The 23328-nt window shown below is 43.8% G+C and carries 20 protein-coding genes and 1 riboswitch; of the genes, 5 read left to right on the forward strand and 15 right to left on the reverse strand.

Annotated features, from left to right (window positions below; genetic code table 11):
- Positions 1 to 65: 65 nt before the first annotated feature.
- From KH180_RS05785 to KH180_RS05800, 4 genes are all read right to left on the reverse strand, one after another.
- Positions 66 to 1334 carry a dihydroorotase gene (locus KH180_RS05785; protein ID WP_290757678.1) on the reverse strand — a complete coding sequence of 423 codons (1269 nt, stop codon included), beginning with the start codon at positions 1332 to 1334 and terminating at the stop codon, positions 66 to 68.
- A gap of 132 nt (positions 1335 to 1466) precedes the next feature.
- Positions 1467 to 1910, reverse strand: coding sequence for a hypothetical protein (locus tag KH180_RS05790; RefSeq protein ID WP_290757680.1), 444 nt, complete (start codon positions 1908 to 1910; stop codon positions 1467 to 1469).
- 90 nt (positions 1911 to 2000) lie between these two features.
- On the reverse strand, positions 2001 to 4526 hold the full coding sequence (locus tag KH180_RS05795) for an InlB B-repeat-containing protein (RefSeq protein WP_290757682.1): 2526 nt from the start codon (positions 4524 to 4526) through the stop codon (positions 2001 to 2003).
- Positions 4527 to 4660: 134 nt separating this feature from the next.
- On the reverse strand, positions 4661 to 4954 hold the full coding sequence (locus KH180_RS05800; protein WP_290757685.1) for a hypothetical protein: 294 nt from the start codon (positions 4952 to 4954) through the stop codon (positions 4661 to 4663).
- Between the two features lie 162 nt (positions 4955 to 5116).
- On the opposite strand from KH180_RS05800, the gene KH180_RS05805 reads away from it, so the two are divergent.
- Positions 5117 to 5602: a GNAT family N-acetyltransferase gene (locus tag KH180_RS05805; protein WP_290757688.1), complete on the forward strand. Its 486-nt coding sequence runs from the start codon at positions 5117 to 5119 to the stop codon at positions 5600 to 5602.
- A gap of 177 nt (positions 5603 to 5779) precedes the next feature.
- On the opposite strand, the gene KH180_RS05810 is transcribed toward KH180_RS05805, so the two are convergent.
- The 5 genes from KH180_RS05810 to KH180_RS05830 form a co-directional block, all read right to left on the reverse strand.
- Positions 5780 to 7171 (reverse strand): glycine--tRNA ligase, encoded by a 1392-nt coding sequence (locus KH180_RS05810; RefSeq protein ID WP_290757691.1) that lies wholly within the window; start codon positions 7169 to 7171, stop codon positions 5780 to 5782.
- A gap of 90 nt (positions 7172 to 7261) precedes the next feature.
- On the reverse strand, positions 7262 to 8002 hold the full coding sequence (recO, locus tag KH180_RS05815; RefSeq protein WP_290757693.1) for a DNA repair protein RecO: 741 nt from the start codon (positions 8000 to 8002) through the stop codon (positions 7262 to 7264).
- A gap of 2 nt (positions 8003 to 8004) precedes the next feature.
- Positions 8005 to 8910, reverse strand: a complete 906-nt coding sequence (gene era / locus KH180_RS05820; protein WP_290757696.1) for a GTPase Era — start codon at positions 8908 to 8910, stop codon at positions 8005 to 8007.
- An 11-nt stretch (positions 8911 to 8921) separates the two neighbouring features.
- On the reverse strand, positions 8922 to 11822 hold the full coding sequence (locus KH180_RS05825; RefSeq protein WP_290757699.1) for an insulinase family protein: 2901 nt from the start codon (positions 11820 to 11822) through the stop codon (positions 8922 to 8924).
- Positions 11823 to 11900: 78 nt separating this feature from the next.
- On the reverse strand, positions 11901 to 12815 hold the full coding sequence (locus tag KH180_RS05830) for a DMT family transporter (RefSeq protein ID WP_290757701.1): 915 nt from the start codon (positions 12813 to 12815) through the stop codon (positions 11901 to 11903).
- A gap of 168 nt (positions 12816 to 12983) precedes the next feature.
- On the opposite strand from KH180_RS05830, the gene KH180_RS05835 reads away from it, so the two are divergent.
- The 3 genes from KH180_RS05835 (at position 12984) to KH180_RS05845 (ending at position 16110) form a co-directional block, all read left to right on the forward strand.
- Positions 12984 to 14456 (forward strand): putative DNA modification/repair radical SAM protein, encoded by a 1473-nt coding sequence (locus tag KH180_RS05835; protein WP_290757704.1) that lies wholly within the window; start codon positions 12984 to 12986, stop codon positions 14454 to 14456.
- A 57-nt stretch (positions 14457 to 14513) separates the two neighbouring features.
- Entirely contained in the window at positions 14514 to 15263 is a 750-nt protein-coding gene (locus tag KH180_RS05840; RefSeq protein ID WP_290757707.1) for a TIGR03915 family putative DNA repair protein, read from the forward strand.
- Between the two features lie 109 nt (positions 15264 to 15372).
- Positions 15373 to 16110 carry a MerR family transcriptional regulator gene (locus KH180_RS05845; RefSeq protein ID WP_290757709.1) on the forward strand — a complete coding sequence of 246 codons (738 nt, stop codon included), beginning with the start codon at positions 15373 to 15375 and terminating at the stop codon, positions 16108 to 16110.
- A gap of 42 nt (positions 16111 to 16152) precedes the next feature.
- Here KH180_RS05845 and KH180_RS05850 read toward each other — a convergent pair whose 3' ends face one another.
- From KH180_RS05850 to KH180_RS05865, 4 genes are all read right to left on the reverse strand, one after another.
- The gene (locus tag KH180_RS05850) at positions 16153 to 17331 is read right to left on the reverse strand and encodes a phosphoribosylaminoimidazolecarboxamide formyltransferase (protein ID WP_290757939.1); all 1179 of its coding nucleotides are present in this window, start codon (positions 17329 to 17331) and stop codon (positions 16153 to 16155) included.
- 9 nt (positions 17332 to 17340) lie between these two features.
- Complete coding sequence (locus KH180_RS05855) at positions 17341 to 18054, reverse strand: IMP cyclohydrolase (RefSeq protein ID WP_290757712.1); 714 nt, start codon at positions 18052 to 18054, stop codon at positions 17341 to 17343.
- A 156-nt stretch (positions 18055 to 18210) separates the two neighbouring features.
- Positions 18211 to 18290, reverse strand: a riboswitch (ZMP/ZTP riboswitch).
- 88 nt (positions 18291 to 18378) lie between these two features.
- On the reverse strand, positions 18379 to 18738 hold the full coding sequence (locus KH180_RS05860) for a methylglyoxal synthase (protein WP_290757715.1): 360 nt from the start codon (positions 18736 to 18738) through the stop codon (positions 18379 to 18381).
- An 81-nt stretch (positions 18739 to 18819) separates the two neighbouring features.
- Positions 18820 to 20199 (reverse strand): glycoside hydrolase family 25 protein, encoded by a 1380-nt coding sequence (locus KH180_RS05865; RefSeq protein ID WP_290757717.1) that lies wholly within the window; start codon positions 20197 to 20199, stop codon positions 18820 to 18822.
- 126 nt (positions 20200 to 20325) lie between these two features.
- Here KH180_RS05865 and KH180_RS05870 point away from each other — a divergent pair, with 126 nt between their 5' ends.
- Positions 20326 to 20763 (forward strand): prepilin-type N-terminal cleavage/methylation domain-containing protein, encoded by a 438-nt coding sequence (locus KH180_RS05870; protein ID WP_290757719.1) that lies wholly within the window; start codon positions 20326 to 20328, stop codon positions 20761 to 20763.
- Positions 20764 to 21056: 293 nt separating this feature from the next.
- On the opposite strand, the gene KH180_RS05875 is transcribed toward KH180_RS05870, so the two are convergent.
- Positions 21057 to 22475 (reverse strand): GH25 family lysozyme, encoded by a 1419-nt coding sequence (locus KH180_RS05875; RefSeq protein ID WP_290757721.1) that lies wholly within the window; start codon positions 22473 to 22475, stop codon positions 21057 to 21059.
- A 119-nt stretch (positions 22476 to 22594) separates the two neighbouring features.
- Positions 22595 to 23326 carry an RNA polymerase sporulation sigma factor SigE gene (gene sigE / locus KH180_RS05880; RefSeq protein ID WP_290757724.1) on the reverse strand — a complete coding sequence of 244 codons (732 nt, stop codon included), beginning with the start codon at positions 23324 to 23326 and terminating at the stop codon, positions 22595 to 22597.
- Between the last annotated feature and the right edge of the window lie 2 nt (positions 23327 to 23328).

Consider the following 23328-nt stretch of genomic DNA (forward strand, 5'->3'; position numbering starts at 1 on the left):
CGGAACATGTTATTCTATTATTATATCATGCAGTTATCTCAGAAATATGACATTATCATGAAGTTTTACTCCTCACCAACTTTGTAAACTTTACCTTTGCAGATTGTATAATAAATCTTTCCGGAAAGTTTCCAGCCTTTGAACGGTGAATTAGAGGCCTTGGAATAAAACTTCTCTACAGTATACTCTTCATCCTCTTTAAACAGAACCAGATCTGCCGGTTTCCCCTCCTGAATCCTTCCCTGCTCTAAGTGATACAGTTTTGCCGGATTCACGGTCATTTTCTCCAAAAGTTCCATCAAAGTGAGATGTCCTTCTTTTACAAGCTTGGTGATCCCAAGTCCCAAAGAGGTTTCTAATCCGGTAATGCCGCTGGGGGCTTTTGCAAGACCTGCAGCCTTTTCTTCTTCAGAATGCGGGGCATGATCCGTTGCAATGATTTCTATGGTTCCTTCTTTCAGTCCCTCAATGATTCTGTCTCTGTCTTTTGGGGTCCGAAGCGGAGGATTCATCTTGGCCAGTGCCCCATAGGTAAGCACATCCTCTTCCGTCAGGGTAAAATGATGCGGGGACGCCTCAGCGGATACGCGGGCTCCCTTTTTCTTGGCGTCTCTGACAAACTCTACAGCCTTTGCAGAACTGATATGCTGGATATCCACAGAAGCTCCGGTCTCAAGTGCCAGCCGGCAGTCTCTCTCTACCATCACCGCCTCTGCCTCATCGGAAGCACCTCCATATCCAAGCTGATCGGCAACTTTTCCTGCATTGACTCCCGGACGTTTTATATATTGGGGATCTTCTTCGTGAAGACTCACCGGCACATCCAGTTTTGCCGCCGTTTCCATAGCTTTTCGCACAACCTCTTCATCCATAAGAGGAAGTCCGTCATCTGTAAATCCCAGAGCTCCATGGGCTTTCAGTTCTTCCATATCCACAAGCTCTCTGCCTTTAAATCCTTTGGATACCGCCGCCGTCTGAATCAGGCGGACCGGCAGATTCTCTGCCCGTTTCAGAATATCATCAAGGATCTCTGTATTGTCCACCACCGGCTTCGTATTTGCCATACAGACTACTGTGGTAACTCCTCCATGGAGGGCAGCCTGGCTTCCTGTCTGCAGATCTTCTTTATGTGTAAATCCGGGATCCCGGAAATGCACATGCACATCGATAAGCCCAGGAGCTACGGTCATGCCTTCCGCATCTATAATCTGCTCATATTTTGTCTCTTCTGTTTTTCCTATACTTTTAATCTTTCCAGCGGAAAGAACAATATCTGCAACTTTGTCAAATCCGGTTTCCGGATCCATGACTCTTCCGTTTTTAATTAAAATCATCTATATTCCTCCTGTCGATTTTGTTTTATCATAACATATGTGCCTGAATACGGGCAAACAAAAACAAAGCACAGAGAAGTTCCGCCCTGTCTGACCAACAGAAACGCTCTTACTCTGTGCTTCATAGTATCTTTAGTTTAACTGATCCTTTACTGCCTCAAGGGCAGTCTCTACATCCTGTTCGGTAATCTTCTGAGAAGATTTTACCTTTATGACGTAGTTCTTATTTTTCACCGTGATTCCGCCGATGGCTTCATATGCGGTCTCATCGTTGATCTGTTTCGTTACCGGGATAAACTCACTGTCTTCGGCAGATAAAGCCTCCCCGATCTCATATGAATGTCCTTTCTCCTCCAGTACCATGATCTCCTCGGAAATATTCTCATCTATATCTTCTTCCAGAATTTCCTTTGAAGTTCCCTCACACAGTTTAAACTGAACACTCATATTCTGGACAAAAATACTGTCATCTGCAGCTTTTGTATTCATCCTTCCTTTTACAAAAAAACACCCTCCGACAGCCAGCACGATCCCTACTGCTGCCAAAAACTTTTTATTAAATACGATCTTTCTCATACTTTTCTCCCTTCCTGCTTCACAACAAATTAAGTATACCAGAAAAGTATGATAAAAAAATGCATAAATTATTACAATTTTCTTAGGATCCTATGATTGTTTCCTCTTTCGGATCACATAAACTGCTGAGCCTGCTCCCAATGTCATCAACAGAAACGGAAGTACAGACTTTTTATCCCCTGTTTTTGCAGCTTCCCCTGTCTTGGTATTCCTGGGTCTTTTGCTGTATTCCCAGTCCGGATAGCTTTTACTCTCTTTTTTATTTTCTGCTTTTTCCGGTTTACTGTTTTCAGTATTCTTTTTTTTCACAGGCTCAGAATTTTTCTTCCATTTTGCCTTTAATTCCATATCCTGATGTACCGGGTCTTCAAATTTCCACAGCACTTCTTTCCCGCTTTCATCGTCCTTGAAATACCAGCCCTCAAATGTGTAGCCTGTCCTTTTTGGAGCCTCCGGGCAGATCAGCTGATCTCCCCCCTCCACTATCTGCATTTCCGGAGTATAATCTCCGCCGTCTGAATCAAATATTACTTTATGCTTTCCTGTCAATGTTACCTTCACGCTGGTTTTCGTCCCGTCTTTCATAGAAAACTGCAGCTCATAGGTTCCTGTCTTTCCTGCAGCCTTTGCTCTGTTAATTAAATCCAGCTGGTTCTCATCTGCTCTGAGTTTCTGGCTGTCCCCATTTTTATCCTTTCCCCGGGCACTGCACAGCTCTATGATCTCTTCCTGAGAAAAATCTTTTCCTCCTGTAGCATGGCTTATATTGTTTGCTCCGATAGCCGGCTTCCCGTCAGACAGATCATTTGCTGCCCCGTCAGTTCCCTCATCAGTTAAAAATACGTGTATAGTCACCTCTGAACCATTCCGCGTTTGGAATGTAAGCGGAAAGCTTCCTGTCTGTCCCGCTGTTTTCGCCTGGTTTACTTGCTCCAGCTGATTAAGATCCTTCAGAGACAGCTGCTCACCCGGCAGCGGATCTCCGTCTGCATTGGCTGCTTTTAACCTCGCCAGGGATTTCACTTGCTCTTCCGTAAACCCTTTCCCTCCGGTCCTGCTGATAATATTCATCGCTTTGATGATCTCTCCCTTTTCTGCATCCGATACTATCTCATCATACTCCCCTGTCAGGCTGACAGACACTGTTACAGACTGTCCATCCGGTGAAGTATAGGTCAGCTCAAATGTTCCCGCCTTGCCTGCTGTCTTAGCCTCATTGATCTGTTTCATCTGATCTTCATCAACACTAAAATCATCCAGCCGAATATTGGTTCCTTCCTCATTTTTTCCTTTCAGTGCTGCGATCTTTTTTAACTCTTCTTCTGTAAAAGGATCTCCCCCTGTTTCTCTTGTAAAATCATTGGCTCCAATAGAAGATGTAGGGTTGTTCGGATCAAATTTTACTGCGTCTGTCCCGTCATCCCTAAGATACACAATCACAGTTACTTTTGTGCCGTTCGGAGTTATGTAGTCCAACGGAAATTCCCCTGTTTCTCCGGCTGTTTTAGCCTTGTTGACAGCTTCCAGCTGGGTTTGGTTATCTAAATGCAGCTGTCCGTCAGGGAAGCTCGTCCCGTCAGGCTGTTTTCCTGTAACTTTTGTAAGATTTTTAAGCTGTTCTTCCGTAAATGCAGAGCCTCCGGTCTTACTGATTACATGGTTTGCCCCAATTTGTTCTTTTGTATTCTGTTCAATCGCATTTGCATCCCGGTAAGGTCCGAAATATACCTTTGTATAAAAACTTCCGACTTTGATAGCTGTCTCTTCTGCAAAAGGAGTTCCATCCATAAATATATAATCAGTCAGTGATGTTCCATCCTGAATATATCCCTGATATCCGTCTTCGGGATCTGCAGTAACATTTGAGACAAGAGAGTTTCCCATTGCCGATCCTATTCCCGGCATATTTTTGTCTCCTATAGCAGTTACAACCGTATCTCCCCCGCTTATTTTTATATTCTTTGTTCTGGCGGGCTGCCCTGCAGTGACTCCTCCAGAATATCCGGAAGCACCAATTCCAGGTGCATATTCTCCTCCTTTTGCTTCCACAGTCCCTCCGGTTATATAAATTCCGTCCACATCATTTCCATATCCTGAACCGATGCCAGAGCCCGATGTTGTCCCGATGGCCTTTACATTTCCACCGGTAATCCAAATATTTTTAGTGTAGCCTTTTTTGCTGGTCTGAGAAATACAGGCAGAGCCGATTCCAGGCGTATGCAGTCCCGCAAGCGCCTCAATATTGCCTCCCTTAATTTTAAAGTTGGCAAAACCACAATTTTTTTCATCATTTACATGACTGATCGAACTGCCAATCGCACCTGTATGATACATATCTGCCGCCCCTTTGGCTGATAAGGATCCGCAGCGCTCATTGCAGCGGTGATTTTTCTGTTCTGCATATTCGCACTGGATAGTCAGAACATGATCATCCATTCCTTCTTTCATAAGTGCTGCCCCGCCTACACTTGTATTAGTGCTTTCCCCTGCATTACAAAGCAGCTTGTTTTCTCCGATCAGCGTTATCGTTACATCTGCATGAGATACATTAATACAGCTTAGTTTTGCCATATCACAGGTAATATCCACAGACTCCAAAGTTAAGTCAGTCGTCACATTCTCTTCAACTAAAATATTATATTTCGTTGTAGTTCCGGTTATCCAATATCCTTCCGGATTAAGACTTGTCTCATTTATATCAAGTCCTCCCCCTATTGCCCCATTTTTTGTGATTCGGATATCACCTTTGCTTACATCAAGCCTTGTCTGCCCCCCCCCCCCGAATTTTGGGTTTTTCTTACAGTACTGCTGGCCTTTTTGTCCGTTTTCTGTTTTTCCTTTTTTACTTTTTCTGTTGTTGCTTCTTCACTTCCGGATATAAACTGTTCTTCCGATGAAGATTCAGCTTTCTCTTCAGTAGCCTGTATATCTGATGTCTCAGCCTGGATTTTGTTCTCCTGTTCTGCGGACGCTGCAAAAATCATGCCCTGCCCTGCTGTCAGGACTGCTGCCAGCATAAAAATCAACCAAAACTTTTTCTTCATAATAAATGTCCCTCCATTATATCATTACTTACTTTTTCTCTTTTATCAGGTATTCTTCTAAAAATTTTAGTTAGATGAAAAGGGATTTTATTGCTTTCTTCAGCAATGCATTGTATATTAACACTCATAAATAATATAGATACTGTAAGAGAGGGAGTACTTATGAAAATACAAAAAGCTGTACCCGGACAGCTCAGCGAGATCATGACACTTTATTCCGGTGCCAGAATGTTTATGAAACAGCACGGGAATCCACACCAATGGGGAGATTCACATCCCCGTGAATCCGTAATATCCAATGACATAACATCAGGAAACAGCTATGTCTGTACAGAGAACGGAAACATCCTTGCCGTATTTTTTTACAAAGCAGGGAATGATCCCTCTTATAAGAATATTTATCAGGGAAACTGGCTCAGACCGGATCCCTATGGAGTAATTCACAGACTTGCTTCCAGCGGAGTAAAGAAAGGATCTGCATCCTTCTGTCTTTCCTGGGCTTTTGAACAATGCGGGAATCTCCGCATTGACACGCACAGAGACAATTATGTAATGCAGAGGCTTCTTATGAAGAACGGTTTTTCATACTGCGGCATTATCTATTTAGAGGACGGCAGTGAAAGACTTGCCTACCAAAAAACTATATAATACCAGAAAGAATCCCGCTTGCGGGATTCTCCGCCTGAGGCGGGCCGCTTTGGCGACATGATTCCTTGTCGCCGCAGTGCGATTTTCGCGGAGCGTTTTTTATTTCATAGGGCGCTCTTTCCTATGAAATAAAAAAAACGGCCGGATCATTCAACGGATCCGGCCGGCCGGCAGTTCTTAATAATCAAATTTCTTTTCAAAGTATTCTTTTAAATCTTCGATCTTCACTCGTTCCTGCTCCATACTGTCGCGGTCTCTGACAGTCACTGCTCCGTCTTCCTCAGAATCAAAGTCGTAAGTTACACAGAACGGTGTTCCAATCTCATCCTGTCTCCTGTATCTCTTTCCGATATTTCCGCGCTCATCGTACTCACAGTTGTAGTATTTTGCAAGCATCTCGTAAACCTTGCCTGCTCCCTCACTTAATTTCTTGGACAGCGGAAGCACTCCGATCTTCACCGGTGCAATAGCCGGATGGAAACGAAGAACTGTACGCTTGTCTCCGCCTTCCAATTCTTCTTCATCATAAGCGGCACATAAGAACGCAAGTGTCACACGGTCGGCTCCCAGAGACGGTTCAATCACATATGGAATATAGCGCTCTTTCTTCTCATCGTCAAAGTAGGTAAGATCTTCCCCGGAAGTATTCTGGTGCTGTGTCAGGTCATAATCTGTACGGTCAGCAATTCCCCAGAGCTCTCCCCATCCAAACGGGAATAAAAATTCAATGTCGGAAGTAGCCTTGGAGTAGAAAGACAGCTCTTCTTTTCCATGGTCACGGACTCTCATCTGATCATCTGTAATTCCTAATGTCTTCAGCCAGTTAATACAGAAGTCTTTCCAGTATGCAAACCATTCAAGGTCTGTATCAGGCTCACAGAAGAATTCCAGTTCCATCTGCTCAAACTCTCTTGTACGGAATGTAAAGTTTCCAGGTGTGATCTCATTTCTGAATGATTTTCCCACCTGTCCGATACCGAACGGAATTTTCTTTCTGGACGTTCTCTGTACATTTTTAAAATTGACGAAAATACCTTGTGCAGTCTCCGGACGCAGGTAAACAGTATTTTTAGCATCCTCAGTCACTCCCTGGAATGTTTTAAACATCAGGTTAAACTCGCGGATATCTGTAAAATTTTTCTTTCCGCAGGATGGGCAGACGATATCATGCCCGCTGATGAAATCCACCATCTCCTCTTTTGTCCATCCATCCACAGAACCGCCTTCGATCTCCATGCCGTGTTCGTCCATGTAGTCTTCAATGATCTTATCTGCACGGAAACGCTCATGACACTCCTTACAGTCCATCAGAGGATCCGAAAATCCGCCCAGATGTCCGGAAGCAACCCAGGTCTGAGGATTCATCAGGATCGCACAGTCTACACCCACATTGTATGGGCTCTCCTGAATAAACTTTTTCCACCATGCCTTTTTGACATTGTTTTTAAGCTCAACACCCAGATTTCCGTAATCCCATGTATTTGCCAATCCGCCGTAAATCTCAGATCCGCTGTACACAAACCCTCTGGCTTTTGCTAAATTTACGATTTTCTCCATTGTTAATTCCATATTGTTTCTACCTCACCGTTTTTTCATTTCCTATAATCTGTTCTATTGTAGCGTGTAACCCCTCTTTTTTCAAGAGATATACCAAAAAAGTCAAAGCAGCTCCAAAAAATCCAATGACTTAAAATGGTGGCTCACATACTGTTTTAAAAATGATTCGCTGATTCTGTCAAGTTCCTTCATCACATCCTCGGAAACCTTGAATGTATACAGCTTTTGCAAAGGGCTGCTTAAAATATACTGAATCGTATATATGGCAGAACCGGAGATATGTACGGTACGCCCTCCGGCTTTTCCGCAGTTTGAGCACAAAACTCCCCCTGCACTGCTGTCAAAATAACTCAATTCTTCTGTACTTCCGCACTGCGTACAGCAAAACGCTTCCATACCCTGTCCGTACAGCGCCATAATTTTAATCTCAAACACTCTCCGGATTAATCCGGGCTCGATCGTTTTCTTTTCCAATGCCCGCAGGCTTTGGTAGAGCAGCTTTAAAATATCCATCTCATCGTTGTTTTCTCTGGTCAGATAAGACACAAATTCACAAAAATAACTGCCGTAGGAAATCAGCAGGAGATCATCTTTCACCCCTTCAAAATAATGCCCTACATCTGCCCACATGAGATTAAAAGAACTCCTTCCCTCATACAGAGAAAACTCTCCGAATGTAAATGGCTGGCAGGCGGCGGCATAAGGACTGGTCGCCTTTTTGGCACCTCTTGCAAATGCTGTGATCCTGCCTCTCTCTTTTGTGAGGATTGTGACCCTTTTATCAAATTCTCCGATATTTCCGGCATTCAGCACCAGACCGGTAACTTTGATCTCCTGACCCATTTTTATACTTCTTTCTTGTTGTACCCATAGTTTTTAAGAAGCATGTCGCTGTCACGCCAGTCTTTTTTCACTTTCACCCAAAGCTGGAGATTCACTTTGATATCCAGCAGATTTTCCATTTCCATCCGGGCCTGGGTTCCTATTTTCTTTAACATGCTGCCCTGCTTGCCGATGATAATGCCTTTGTGGGAGTCTCTCTCGCATACGATAGTGGCGTCAATATCTATGATATGGCCGTGCCGCCTTTCTTTCATGGAATCAATCACCACCGCAATCCCGTGGGGGATTTCCTGGTCCAGAAGACGAAGCGCCTTTTCTCTGATAAGCTCTGCACAGATCTGTCTTTCGGGCTGGTCTGTAACCGTATCTTCGTCAAAGAACATCGGCCCTTCCGGAAGATACTTAAATATACAGTCAATGACGTCATCTGTATTCTGTCCTTTCAGGGCAGAAACCGGTATGATCTCTGCAAATTCACAAACATCTTTGTACGTGGTGATCGCCTTGAGTATTTCCTCATCTTTTACTGTGTCGGTCTTGTTGATGACAAGGATGACCGGGGTCTTAACTTTGCCCAGCTGCTCAATGATATACCTCTCGCCTCCCCCAATGAAGGTGGTAGGCTCAACCAGCCATAGGATAAGGTCCACCTCGTTTAGCGTGCGCTCAGCGACCTTAAGCATGTAGTCGCCGAGCTTATTTTTTGCTTTGTTGATGCCTGGAGTGTCCAAAAATACGATCTGGCCTCTCTCATCCGTAAAAACTGTCTGTATTCTGTTTCTTGTGGTCTGCGGTTTCTTTGAGGTGATTGCGATCTTCTGCCCGATCAGCTGATTCATCAGCGTGGATTTCCCCACATTGGGCCTTCCGATCAATGTTACAAATCCTGATCTTTTTCCTTCGTCCATAAACTTCCTTCCTAAAATACGTGTCGGATCTCTTTAAACTTATCCTTTGCCTCTTTTAATTTATCTTCATTTCCGATGGTGCAGTTATTGCCTGCATCTACCACACACCGCACATACGGTGCCAATGCACGGATGGTTTCCTGGGTGCAGGACAGCACCTGGTCCCGGTACTTCTGGAGTTCTGCTTCCGTCCTTCCAAGAAGATATGCCTGGAAGCTTCTCTCTCCCAGATCATCCGGCTCCAGCGGAGTATCCATATTGCTGATCGTTCCGATGATATATTTTACCATATCACGGTCATCGATATCGAAATGCTCTACAAAATCCGCTGCATTTTCAAAGACCTGATAAGTCTCCAGAAGATTCGGATCCCTGTAGGAGACAAACATACTGTCTCCCTGCGGCATAAAGCTGCACATACAGCCGTAAGCCCCGCCCTTTACACGGATATTAAGCCAGAGATACTCATAGGAAAAGATCACCTGCAGCACATTGAGTGCCCCTGTGTACTCATATCCCTGTCTTGCAAAGTTTCCTGCACAGGCTACATACTGTACTCCTCCTGCAGTGGCAAATCCTTCTTCCCTGTTTTCCGGCAGAATCTTTGTCTCCTCTTTGTCCAGCTCTTCCGTAAACATACGTCCTGTGAACTTATGAAGGGCATCTTCCATAAAATGCGGCTCTTTTTCTTTTCCGGTATAGCTCACCATCAGGTTCTCTTTACGGAAAATATATCTGCAGGCCTCTCTCATATTATCTGTGATCCTGCTGCTCTCCTGCTCAAAGGATTCATACCAGTCCTTTACAAATTCAAACATAGAGACGCCCTGAATCTGCTCTTTATACCTGGCATAGGCAGAAAAATAGGACATGGCACGGTTGGATGCAGTTTTATGTCCGGCCTGAGTGAGATCTGTCTTCATGTTGGTGTAGATCTGTCCGATGATCTCTTTTAAACGTTTTTTATCCTCCAGCTTACTGTCAAAGAGAATCTCTTCCATAAGTTCAAATGCTTTTTCTGCATTTTCATAGAAGCACTTTGTCCTGATGACAAAAAAGCTTTTTACTCCGTCTGCACCGTCCGGAAGAACATCCATTGTTGTCACCATGCCTCCGGTCTCAATGCCGATTTCATTGCCAAGTTCAAAATAACTGTGCTTCTCGGTGTCCACGCTTCTGAATACCTCTGACATCAAAGACACATAAGGCACAAGCCTTGCCGGAACCTTGGACATATCGAATACCAGCTTCAGATAACAAATCTGATTGGTAAAATAAGGATGCCAGATAACCTTTACTCCATCCACCATCACCTCTTCATTGCACAGAGGACGGATCTCCTTTTTAATATCTTTGATATCCAAAAGAGGTATTTTCTCCAAATCTTCCTTCGGAGTGGCTGCCTCCTGATATTCTTTCAGTGCTTTGGTATCTTTCACAAGCTCTGCAAGCTCTTCTTTGGAAAGGCTCTCCTTAAATTCTTTCAGCTTCTGTGCTGTTTTTTGATCCTTCCGGCTCTGAAGCCCCTTCTCTGGTTTCAGCACCACAATAGATTTATGGGTATTTGACAGCAGATAGGTTTTAATCAGGTCAGTGAAGTAGCTTCCATCCAGCTGTTCTCTTAAAAATGCAAACACATCGTTCGTCTTGATATGCATAAACGGCTCATTATCGTCATAAAGCCAGCTGTCATACATCTGAAGCCCGTACATCAGCCCCTTCGGAAATCTTCCGAAATTAGCTTCTTTATATTGAAATTCATAATAATTCAGTGCCGACTCCAGGCTTCGCCTCTGTATTCCTTCCTCGGCGATCTTCTGAAGAGTATCCTCAATGATGCGGACAAACTCATCTTCCTTTTCCTCATCTGCCTCCTGGGCTACTACAGAAAAGACCGGCTGCTCGATACCGTTGTCATAGGAGCTGCTGATATCCTTTCCGATCCCGGCTTCCATCAAAGCCTTTTTCACCGGAGCACCCTGCATGGAAAACAAAGCCCTGTCAAGGATCTGAAATGCAATATACAGCTCTTTATCGAGGCTTGTTCCAATCACTGCATTATAAGAAAGAAACGTTTTGCTCTGGGTTTCGTCCTGTTCGCTGACCGGATATACTTCCTCCACCCGTTTCATTTCTTTAAAAGCTTTCTGGGGTTCCCAGGATGTGTCAACCTGCTTTTCTTCAAAGTCAGACAGGTAATGTTCATCGATAAATGTGAGATATTCCTCCGCATTCATATCCCCATACAGATAAATATAGCTGTTGGAAGGATGGTAGTAGGTTCTGTGGAAATCCAAAAACTGCTCATAGCTGAGCTCAGGGACAGCTTCCGGATCGCCTCCGGATTCAAATCCATACGGAGTGTCGCTGAGCAGAGACTTCTGGATCAGCCTTGCCAGCTGCTGGTCTGGTGAAGAAAACACTCCCTTCATCTCATTATATACGACACCATTGTAAGTCACCGGGGCATCTTCAGATTCCAGGGAATAGTGCCATCCCTCCTGTTTTAAGATCTCCGGCTTTGTATAAATATTCGGATAGAATACCGCATCCAGATAAACATGCATTAAGTTGAAAAAATCTTTATCATTGCAGCTTGCCACCGGATAAACGGTCTTATCCGGGTAAGTCATGGCATTCAAAAAGGTGTTTAGAGAGCCTTTTACCAGCTCCACAAACGGGTCTTTTAAAGGAAACTCTTTTGACCCGCAGAGTACGGAGTGTTCCATAATATGCGGAACCCCGGTATCATCTTTGGGCGGTGTTTTGAATCCTATCTGAAATACCTTATTGTCATCTTCATTGGAAACCACTACCACTCTGGCCCCCGTCTTGTTGTGGCGGTATACATAGCCGGTTCCATTCAGCTCTTTGATCTGTTCTTCTTTTACCAACTCATAATTCTTTATCATAGTCTCCGAAATTCACTCCTTTTTATATTTTGATCCACTGTGTACACAGATGGAAGTTTTATCATCGTTCAAGATAAATTATACCACATTTGCCGTTTTCTTATTTATAACTTTTTTTCGTCTGGACTTCCTGCCGAAATCTGTCTCTGAGATTAATATGGCTGCCATCACCAGTGCAAAACCGATCAGGATCTTAACCGTGGCCTTTTCTCCGTAGAAAATCACACTGAAAAGCACCCCGAAGACGGACTCCAGACTCAGTATCAGGGACGCAGAGGACGAACTCACATGGCTCTGCCCAATGCTCTGGAAGGTAACTGCCACCGCTGTACACATAATAACCAGATAAGCAAGGCTTCCCGCCTGACCCACGGTCCAGTGGATGGTACTGATATCCTCTGTAAATAAAGACAGCCCGGCTCCCCAAAGTCCTGCAAACAGAAACTGTACAATCGTAAGAAGCACCGGATCTTTTTCCCCGCTTTTCATCCCCAGATATGCAATATGAAGAGAAAACAGAATGCCTCCCGCTAAGGTCAGTGCGTCACCGATCCCGATACTTAAACTGCCGTTCAAAGATATCAGCCCGATTCCGGTGATACAGATCAGAGCAGCCAGAAAATTTTGTTTTGTAGGTCTTTTTTTCTGCCAGACCCATGCAACAAAGGGAACAATTACACAGTAGACCGCGGTTAAAAATGCGTTCTTTCCAGGTGTTGTGTGATAAAGCCCTTCTGTCTGAAACCAGTAAGCCCAAAACCAAAAGCCCCCCAGCACAAAACCTGTTTTAAAGTAACTTTTATCTATCTTTCCCAGTCTCTTATGAAAAAATATACATAAAAGCAATGCACCTGCTAAAAATCTTGTGCCCAGCAGAAAATTTTCAGGAACATTGGCAATGGTATTTTTCATAATAAAAAAGGAACTGCCCCATATCAGTGCAGAACCAAACAATGCTGCCTTGCCCAACCTCATTTTCGTTTGTTGATTCATACTTATCCTCATCCTTCTAAATTGTATTGCCGCTGACTATTATCATACCATTTACCGATGCACTGCCGCAACTGCTTTTCATTCGAACTTCCGTTCTGTTTTTTCTTGCTTTCCTTATATCTCTGTGCTAAAATAAAAGAACAAACATTCGATATCGTGAGGTGGGTTATGGAAACTTTAAGTCCTTCCCTGTCATTACAGGAGAAGTTAACAATTCTTGCAGACGCGGCCAAGTACGACGTGGCCTGCACATCCAGCGGCGCAGACCGCCGCGGCGAAAAGGGAAAGCTGGGAAACGGCGTAGCCGCAGGCATCTGCCATAGTTTTGCTTCTGACGGCCGCTGTGTCTCCCTGTTAAAAATACTCCAGAGCAATGAGTGTATTTACGACTGTAAATACTGCTTAAACCGTTCAGGCAACGACCGGGTCCGCACAACATTCACTCCGGAAGAGGTCTGCCGTCTGGTCATTGAGTTTTACCGCCGGAATTACATTGAAGGGCTGTTCTTAAGTTCCGGTGTGGTTAAAAGCCCTGCCTACACGATGGAACTTATGTGCCGGACCCTGTCCATGCTGAGGAATCAGTACCATTTCAACGGTTATATCCATGTCAAAGCCATTCCCGGCGCTCCGGAAGAACTGCTGGCAAGCATCGGATATTTGGCAGACCGGGTCAGCATTAACCTGGAACTCCCCACACCGGAAGGTCTCAGGGATCTGGCGCCCCACAAGACCCAGAAAACCATTTTAAGGCCCATGGAACAGATTCAGTCCGGCATTGCAGACCACCGGCGATCCATCGGCAAAAGTCCTCAGATGGAACGCTTCGGAGGCAACCGGAATCTAAAGCATACGATCTTTGATGATGTCCCGAACAGCCGGATTGAGGAACATAAACTGCTGGCCTCAGACTCCTTCCTGCCGCCCGCCAAGGACAAGCCTGCACCGTTTGTTCCCGCCGGACAGAGCACACAGATGATCGTCGGTGCTACCGCTGAGAATGATCTGCAGCTTCTGTCCGTCACCCAGCAGCTATATCAGAAGTTTGACTTAAAGCGTGTTTTCTTTTCTGCCTATGTACCTCTTAACGATGACTCCCGCCTTCCGTCACTGGACACGGCACCTCCTCTTTTAAGAGAACACCGGCTGTACCAGGCTGACTGGCTGTTAAGGTTTTACGGATTCCACGCTGAAGAGCTTTTAAGCATTGACCGGCCCAATTTTAATATCATGCTGGATCCCAAGTGCGACTGGGCTCTGCGGCATCTGGAGATTTTCCCTGTGGAGATCAACCGGGCAAGTTATGCGGACCTGCTGAGAGTTCCCGGCATCGGCACGAAATCTGCTTACCGCATTGTCAAAAGCCGCAGACAGCGTTCTCTCACCTTTGAAAATCTGAAAAAGATCGGCGTTGTCCTGAAACGTGCAAAATATTTTATCACCTGCAGCGGAAAGATGATGTTCAATATCCCCATCGAGGAGGATTTCATCACCCGGCAGCTGATCGGAGAGGATTCCAAGAAGTCCTGGGAGATCGGACATCCCCAGACTTATGAACAGCTGTCCCTTTTTGATGATAAGAATTTTGCATTAACCCCTTCACCCGAGGATGCCGGCAAGTCACTGAGCGGACAGATCTAAATCCAGGAACCGGCGTCTGCTTGGCCAAAAACATCCGGAGATCATGGAGAAACACTTATGACTATTTTTACCTGCAAAGACACTTTTGAGGATATGATGTCCTGTATCTATACAGCCTGGGCCGCCCGCTTAGGCCACAAGAATATCCGTCTCAAAACAGAACCTGTCGGAAATCTGGAACTCTTCTGCGATTACCGCCATGTAGATTACGATCCCGAAAAGACAGCAAGTGTCATCCGCTCCATCCAAAAAAAGATATCGTTTCAGGCATACCAGATGGTATACCGTGCTGCTATGTCATTTCAGGAAGAAAAGCTGGACATGATTTACCGCTTTTTAATCTATGGCTTTCACTACGGCCCTTCTGCAGTCAGCATGCTTCAGGAATCTGCTGTGATGAATCTGTTTGAGCTTGACCGGAAGGTCTCCAACGAAGCACATTTATTCCGGGAATTTCTGCGGTTTTCCGAAGTGGATCATGTGCTGGTTGCCCATATCGAACCTAAGTGCGATGTTCTGACGATTCTGGGTCCCCAGTTCTCAGACCGGATGCCTTCTGAAAATTGGATGATTATCGATGACAACCGGATGACTGCTGTGGTCCATCCCTGTGATGAAGACTACTACATGACAGCCCTCTCAGAAGAAGAATTAAACCGTCTGAAAGCCTCTGAGATTTCCGACCTCTATACAGATCTCTGGAAGGTATTCTTTGAAACCATCGGCGTAGAAGCCAGGAAAAATCTCCGCTGTCAGAGAACTATGATGCCGCTTTGGTACCGTAAACACATGACTGAGTTTCAGTAACCATAAGAGACCTCTGCCATCTCAGCGGACAAGGCCTTTCCTAAAATAACTCTTGACTCTCACGCGGCGTGATAGGCTATTCTTAACTTACCAGGAGGAGGAGACCGAGATGAAAACAGTAAGAGAAGTAAGCAGATTAACCGGTGTCAGTGTGCGCACCCTTCATTATTATGACGAGATCGGACTTTTATGTCCCGACAGTATATCGGAGGCTGGCTACCGTCTGTACGGCGCCCCGGCGTTAGAACGTCTTCAGAATATTTTACTGTTTCGTGAGCTTGAATTTTCTCTAAAAGACATCAGGCAGATTTTGGACCGTCCTGATTTTGACCGCCAAAAAGCGCTGGATCAGCAGATTCAGCTTTTAAGGCTGAAAAAAGAACGTCTGGATCAGCTGATCGATTTTGCTCTTGGAATTCAAAAGTTAGGAGTGAAGCCATTGAATTATCAGGCATTTGACAAAAAGACCCTGGAAAGCTACAAAGCCGAGGCAAAAAAAAGCTGGGGCACAACGGAAGCTTTCCGGGAATATGAACAGAAGACACAAGACTGCACAGAGGAGGACTGGAAGATCATGAATACAAAGTTTATGTCAAACTTTGCGGAGTTCGGCCGGCTCAAAGAGAAAGATCCATCCTCCGAACCGGTGCAAAGCCAGGTAAAGGCCCTGAAACAATCCATCACAGACCATTATTATACCTGTACAGATGAGATCCTCGCCTCTCTGGGTGAGATGTACACCGCCGACGACAGAATGAAAGAATCCCTAGACTGCGCTGGCGGACAGGGCACCGCCCAGTTTACGGCAGAAGCAATCCGTATTTACTGCCAGTCTGATTCAAAATGAAAATCAGGAGAGAAATCGAAATGATTTCTCTCCCTCTTAATTTTAGTGATGGAATAACCGTATTCCGGTAAAACACATAACCATATTATATTTGTTGCATGTAGAAATGACATGATCGTCACGGATAGAGCCGCCCGGCTCAGCCACATAAGAAACACCGCTTTTGTGGGCCCGTTCAATGTTATCCCCAAATGGGAAAAATGCATCAGATCCCAATGCCACTCCGGTCATCTGATCCAGCCATTCACGTTTTTCCTCTCTTGTGAACACTTCAGGTTTTACTTTAAAGATCGTTTCCCATGCTCCGTCAGCCAGCACATCCATGTAGTCTTCGCCGATATATAAATCAATGGCATTGTCTCTGTCTGCACGGCGGATACCGTCAACAAATTCAAGCCCCATAACTTTCGGCGCCTGACGCAGGTACCAGTTGTCCGCTTTTTGTCCTGCCAGACGGGTACAGTGGATTCTGGACTGCTGTCCCGCACCGATTCCGATCGCCTGTCCGTCCTTTGCATAGCAGACAGAATTAGACTGTGTATATTTTAATGTGATCATCGCAATTGCCAAGTCTATTTTTGCAGAGTCAGGCAATTCCTTATTTTCTGTCACGATGTCGTTAAAGAAATCCTTGTCAATATTCAGTTCATTTCTTCCCTGTTCAAAAGTTACACCGAACACTTCTTTGCGCTCTACTGGTGCAGGTACATAATCCGGATCAATCTCAATCACATTGTAATTGCCTTTTTTCTTTTCTTTTAATATCTCAAGTGCCTCCGGCTCATATCCTGGAGCGATTACCCCATCGGAAACTTCTCTTTTGATGATTTTGGCTGTAGCCGCGTCACATACATCAGACAGTGAGATAAAATCCCCGAAAGAAGACATACGGTCTGCCCCCCTTGCCCTGGCATAAGCATTGGCGAGAGGTGTAAATTCCATGTCCATATCATCCACCCAGTAGATCTTCTTTTCCACATCTGTCATCGGAAGCCCTACTGCTGCACCTGCCGGAGAGACATGTTTAAAAGAAGCTGCTGCCGGAAGCCCGGTTGCTTTTTTTAATTCCTTTACCAGCTGCCAGCCGTTTAATGCATCAAGAAAATTTATATATCCCGGTTTTCCGCTTAACACTTTGATCGGCAGTTCTCCATTTTCCATATAAATTCTTGACGGCTTCTGATTTGGATTGCATCCGTATTTTAACTCTAATTCCTTCATCATTTCCTCCTACTGATTTTTGTTTACGATCCTTGTTTCATATTCCCCTGTTTCAATGTTAATGTAACGTACAAAAAGAGAAACTTTATTGTCCTCATTCAGGCTGTTCCATACACGGCTGGTGAATGTGTCAATGTCATCTTCCACACCGATCAGCTTTGGCTCACCCTCAAAGCTTGGGAGCGGATCCCCGTCCTGCATATATGTGTGAATAAAATGCCCTTCTCCGTTTACCGGATTTTCATAAGCAAAGGTATATCGGCAGCATGCATCCGGATTTCCGTTGCTGCTCTTTAAAATAGACATGGCATAATTGTAGGTTCCGTCTTCCACATGCATAATTCCTGAAATACGCGGCGTGTAATTCGGAGCGTCCGGCTCAAATTCCCGGGTGCGAAGCGCCTGTTCAAATGTCTGCTGCTTATCCATTAACTCGTAAATCGTATCTGTCTGATCCCCATTGGTCACAATGGTCTTATTCCCAAGCACCTTTACCGGAGCATAAATAATAAGGCTTGGATCACTCAGCTTGGACGGATCAAATGCCTGTGTGCGGATTCCTTTTCCGTCTTCAATAAACACACGGTTTCTGCTGTTTTCACTTCTGCCCATAATAAAATATGCAGTCACTGCATATGCCCCGTTCGGCGATTTCCCGATGACAATTCCTCTTCCAGGATATGAATTCCCTTTTAATTCGTTTTCTAATGACAACATCTTCATTGCCTTGTATCCTCCTTTTGTATCCTTGTACCGGATTTCTGTCCGGAACTTCCATTGCTGCATCGTGTGCACCCTGCACGGAGTGCTTTTTTGTTGCATAGGAAGGTTCGGAGAACCTTTCTAATGTAACAAAAAAACCGCCCGGGCACACTAAATAAAAGTTGCCCAGGCGGCCGACATTTCTTCTGCCGTGCTCCCCGTGGTTTCTCCACTATCCGCCAGTCACACAGCTTTCACCATAAATATACACTATGATCTGTTATTTTTCAAGTCAATTTTCATAAACAAAACTGTCCAAATCCCTATAAAAACAAAGTGTAGCAGCTAAAACATCTGGATCATCAGTTCTGCTGCAGAAGTATTTGTGACTGCCGGCACTTTATGTACATCGCAGACACGGAGCAGAGCGGATACATCCGGCTCATGAGGCTGTGCAGTCAACGGATCCCGGAAGAAAATAACAAGTCCGATCTTTCCCTCTGCAATTCTTCCTCCTAACTGCTGATCCCCGCCGTAGGGTCCTGACAAATACCGCTTCACAGGAAGTCCTGTGGCTTCCTCCACTCTCTTCCCGGTAGTCCCGGTTGCCACCAAATCATATTTTGCTAAAGTCTCTTTATACTTTTTTGCAAATTCAACCATCTCAGCTTTTTTTTCATCGTGTGCAATTAATGCAATTATCATACTTTTATCCTCCTGATGTTTAGATACTGTAAAGCCAATCTACACTATAGCCGCCGTTTTTTCAAGAGGAATATCTTTGGATTATCTTTTCAGTGATTTAACTGCTGAAAATTTGCTGTAGATTTTCTTTTTCTTTACTGTCTGATATGACCGGACTTTAAAATAATACCGTTTTTTCTTTTTTAATTTTCCCTTTGTATAAGATGACTTTTTCGATGATACTGTGGCGATCCGTTTATAACCGGATGACTTTTTCTTTGACATATAAATCTGATATTTTGTCACTCCGGAAGTTTTTGACCATGTTATTTTGATACCTTTTGATCCGCTCTTTTTCAGTTTCTTAATCTTATTGGTTTTTGGGATCACGGTAACTTTACAGGATGTTTTTTTTCCATTGCCCGCTGCAGTAATGACCGCAGTTCCGACCTTCTTAGCTGTCACCTTGCCCGAAGAACTGACAGATGCCACAGAGGAACCGGAGCTGGTCCATTTGACCGCCGGAAACGAATTTTTAGGCTCTGTATAGCTTTTTAAAGTGTAGGAAGAACCCTTCTTTAAAGACAAAGACTTTTTGCTGAGTTTGATGCTCTTTGCAGGAATACTTTTGATCAAAAAGTTCAGATCTACAAATCCCTTTATGCCGCTGATACTGCCTTTATCTGTACACTGCCACATAACGTATTTTCCGGAGTAACTGCAGAGACTGTTATACTGTGCAACCCATCTCGGATACTTCTGAAACACCTTGTCTGTCAGTTTGTTGTCAAACCAGCTTTTATTAGCATATATCCCCACATTGGTATATCCTTTTTCCTTCAGTCTGCCTGTGAATGCTTCCGTAATCTTTCCTAACTTTACATTTGAGAGCTTTGACAGAGACTTATTTTCCAGATCATAATAAATAGGGTAGGAAAGTTTTCTGTTCTGAATCAGCCGAATCACATGATCAGCTTCACTTTTTGCTTTTTCTTCTGTATCTGCATAGGAGTAAAGATATACGCCATATGGAATATTCAATCTTTCACACTCTGAAACATTCCTCTCCCATTGTTCATCATCCTGGTTTATTTGATCCATCCCGAAACCACACCGTATAATCACAAAGTCTATGCCCGATGCTTTCACCTGATCCCAGTCAATCGTTTCCTGATGATGACTTACGTCAATCCCTTTTGCCGCTGCCCCGGGGATCGGGCCGCCCAGATCATTCATGAATATTCCATTCACTTTATTCCAGGCATTGCCGTACACTTTTGCCGCTCTGCTGACCGGTTGCCTCCCTGTTGAGTATACCGGCTTTCCATCCTCGTATCGCCAGCTGTTTTCCTTTCCGTCCTCTTCCTGCCGGGCATCTTGCTGTTTCCCCTGAACCTGCTCAGAAATAACTGCCGGAAGCAGACAAAGGCTCATCAAGACTGCAAAAATACTGTTTCTCATCTTTATAAAATTTCTTCTCATATATTCACTCCTTTTATATCCTACATATGTAAGATTATTATATCACAATAAGATCACAGTGACTATAAATTTTATAATATCTATGTTATACTGATACAAAAGAAAGTACAAAGGACAGGGGGTATTATGAAACGTTTTAGAAAAAATAAGAAAGGCTTTACTCTGGTAGAATTGATCGTTGTGCTTGTCATCCTTGCAATTTTAATTGCTCTGCTGATTCCGACTCTGACCGGTTATATTAACAGGGCAAATAAGAGATCTGCACATGCGGATCTGCGGATCATTGCAAATGCTGCCACTTCTGCTTATGCAGATATTTACTCTGATGATGACAGCAGAACTGGAGAAGTTATCTATTCTTCTGTTGCCGGCTGGAGCAACGAAGCAGAAACAAACATTGACAAAAATTTCAAAAACGCTTTTATGGGATATTTAGGAAGCGATATTGATTTCAGCAAAGTCCAGTCACTGTATATCAACCGTGACAGCCTCATTATCCTATACAAATATAAATCCAAAAACTACACTTATAAGCGGTATGGAAATGAAGTAACACTGGAATAAAATCTCTGTTCTGCCGGAATATAAAGCCAAAAGGGACTGTAAACAGGGGAGACAGTGACTCGTATGAGTCACTGTCTCCCCTGAGTTTTCCTAAAAAAGAGAAAAAGGCAGCTAACAGAAACCAACCTTTCTCCGCTGCATATTTTAATTTTTTGTGTCGAATAAGTGATGTGGGGTGCAGATTAAGTGATTATGTCCACAAACAGAAGCAGATTCTATATAATCAAAACATAAATTTATTCCCGAAATCTCCGGACAGTTATCCCAATGGCAGCACAGTTACAGTAACTTTCTCAGCGTTTCAATGATTTTACGCCACTAAAACTGCTGTAATATTTTATCTTTCCCACTGTCTTGTATGACCGCACTTTAAAGTAGTAGCGCTTTCCACGTTTCAGTCCTTTTTTTGTAAAACTTGTGGTTTTGGATGAAGCTGTCTTTATACGTTTATAACCGGATGATTTCTTTTTAGACATATAGATCTGATATTTCGTAGTCCCGCTGACCTTTGACCAGGTAATTTTAATATTCTTCCTTCCCGATTTTTTCAGCTTTTTAATCTTGTTCGTTTTCGGCCGGACTGTGACCCTGCATGCTGCTTTTTTTCCATTGGATGTCTTTACTGTAATTGTGGCCTTTCCTACACCCTTTGCTGTAATCTTCCCGCTGGCAGACACAGCTGCGATTTTCTTATTAGAACTGCTCCAGGTCACGCTCTTGCTGCCTGCATTAGATGGTGCGATTGTCTTTTTCAGTGTATAAGCAGAGCCGTTTTTGAGTTTCAGGCTTGTCTTATTTAATTTTATAGATGAAACAGATACTGGCTGAGAAGCATTGACATTCCATGAACCTATCTTAAAGTTCAAATCCACATTTGTACCTATACCGCTGACCTTTCCCAAGTCAGTACTCTGCCACATATGATAATTTCCGTTATAATCACAGCGGTAATTATACTGGGCAACCCATCTTGGATTTTTATTAAACACACTGCTTGTTAAAAGTGACGAGAACCAGTATTTATTTGCATAGACACCTACATTTTTATACCCCGCATTATTCAGCGTTTTTATAAAAGTATCGGCAATATCTCCAAGCTCCTTGTTGGACAATCCACCCTGATACTTTTCATCCTCCATATCATAGTAGATTGGATAAGACAGTTTCTTTCCCTTAATAAGACGCATCACATGTTCTGCCTCACTCTTTGCCTTTGCAGTATTGGTAGCATAGGAATAAATATAAACTCCATAAGGCATTCCTATCCGTTCACACTCAGAAGAGTTGTACTCCCATGTTGGATCATCCTGACTTTTAAGATTCTCACCATATCCTGCTCTAATGATTGCATAATCAATTCCATCTTCTTTGACTTTTTTCCAGTCAATTTTCCCGTCCCATTTACTCACGTCAATGCCTTTTGCCGTAGCATTTGGTATCGGGTTTCCCAAGGAATTTAGAAATACCCCATTTACATTGTTCCATGCATTTGTGACTGTTCTGGCTCCCCTGCTATATATTGACGGACCCGCTGTCTGCTGCTGTCTGACAGGTTTCCCGTCTTTATAACGCCAACTGTTTGCCGGATCATTTTCTTCCGCACTTTTTGGCTCTGCCATGACCGGAACACCGCTTACAGTCCAAACTCCAGCTGCGAATACAAAAACCGAAGATAATACTGCAAGTTTATTTTTGATAACTTTTAAGTTCATTTTCCTCCTCCTTTTATCCTTGTGTGTAGTATAACATTATTTTTAGTGTTTTCCAAAAGAGAAAAGAAAAAAGTACTGCATACTCATCTATCCATGCAGCACTTCTCTCTGATTCTTATTTAAACACATCCCATCCTGGACATCTCTCTTTTAAGCCTCTTTATGATCTTCTTCTCCAGCCTTGATATGTAGGACTGAGATATCCCCATCAGATCAGCGACCTCCTTCTGTGTTTTTTCCTCCCCATCTTTCTGATTGATTCCAAATCTAAGTTCAATGATTTTTCTTTCTCGTTCTGAAAGTATTTTCATGGCATTCAGCAGCAGTTTCCTGTCTACCTCATGTTCCAGATCCCTGTAGATGATATCCTCATCTGTGCCAAGGATATCTGACAACAGAAGCTCATTTCCATCCCAGTCCACATTCAGCGGTTCATCGATGGATACTTCCATCTTTGTCTTGTTATTTCTTCTCAGATACATCAAAATCTCATTCTCAATGCATCTGGACGCATAAGTTGCAAGCTTGATTTTTTTTGCAGGATTAAAGGTATTGATTGCTTTAATCAATCCGATTGTCCCGATGGAAATTAAATCCTCCACACCGATTCCCGTATTGTCAAATTTCTTTGCTATGTACACTACAAGCCGCAGGTTCCTCTCAATCAATTTTGCCCTGGCTTCCGGTTCCTCTGCCGTCCCAAGCATATGAATCATTTTTTCCTCTTCCTTTGCTTCCAGAGGAGCCGGCAGTATCTCTGCACCTCCGATGTAATGAATCTCTTTTCCTTTCGCTAAAAATGTCCTCTTTTGACATGTCACATTAAGTTTCAGCACTGTACAACCTCCCATTA

The sequence above is a fragment of the Anaerostipes sp. genome (genome assembly GCF_018381315.1).
Taxonomy (GTDB): Bacteria; Bacillota; Clostridia; order Lachnospirales; family Lachnospiraceae; genus Anaerostipes.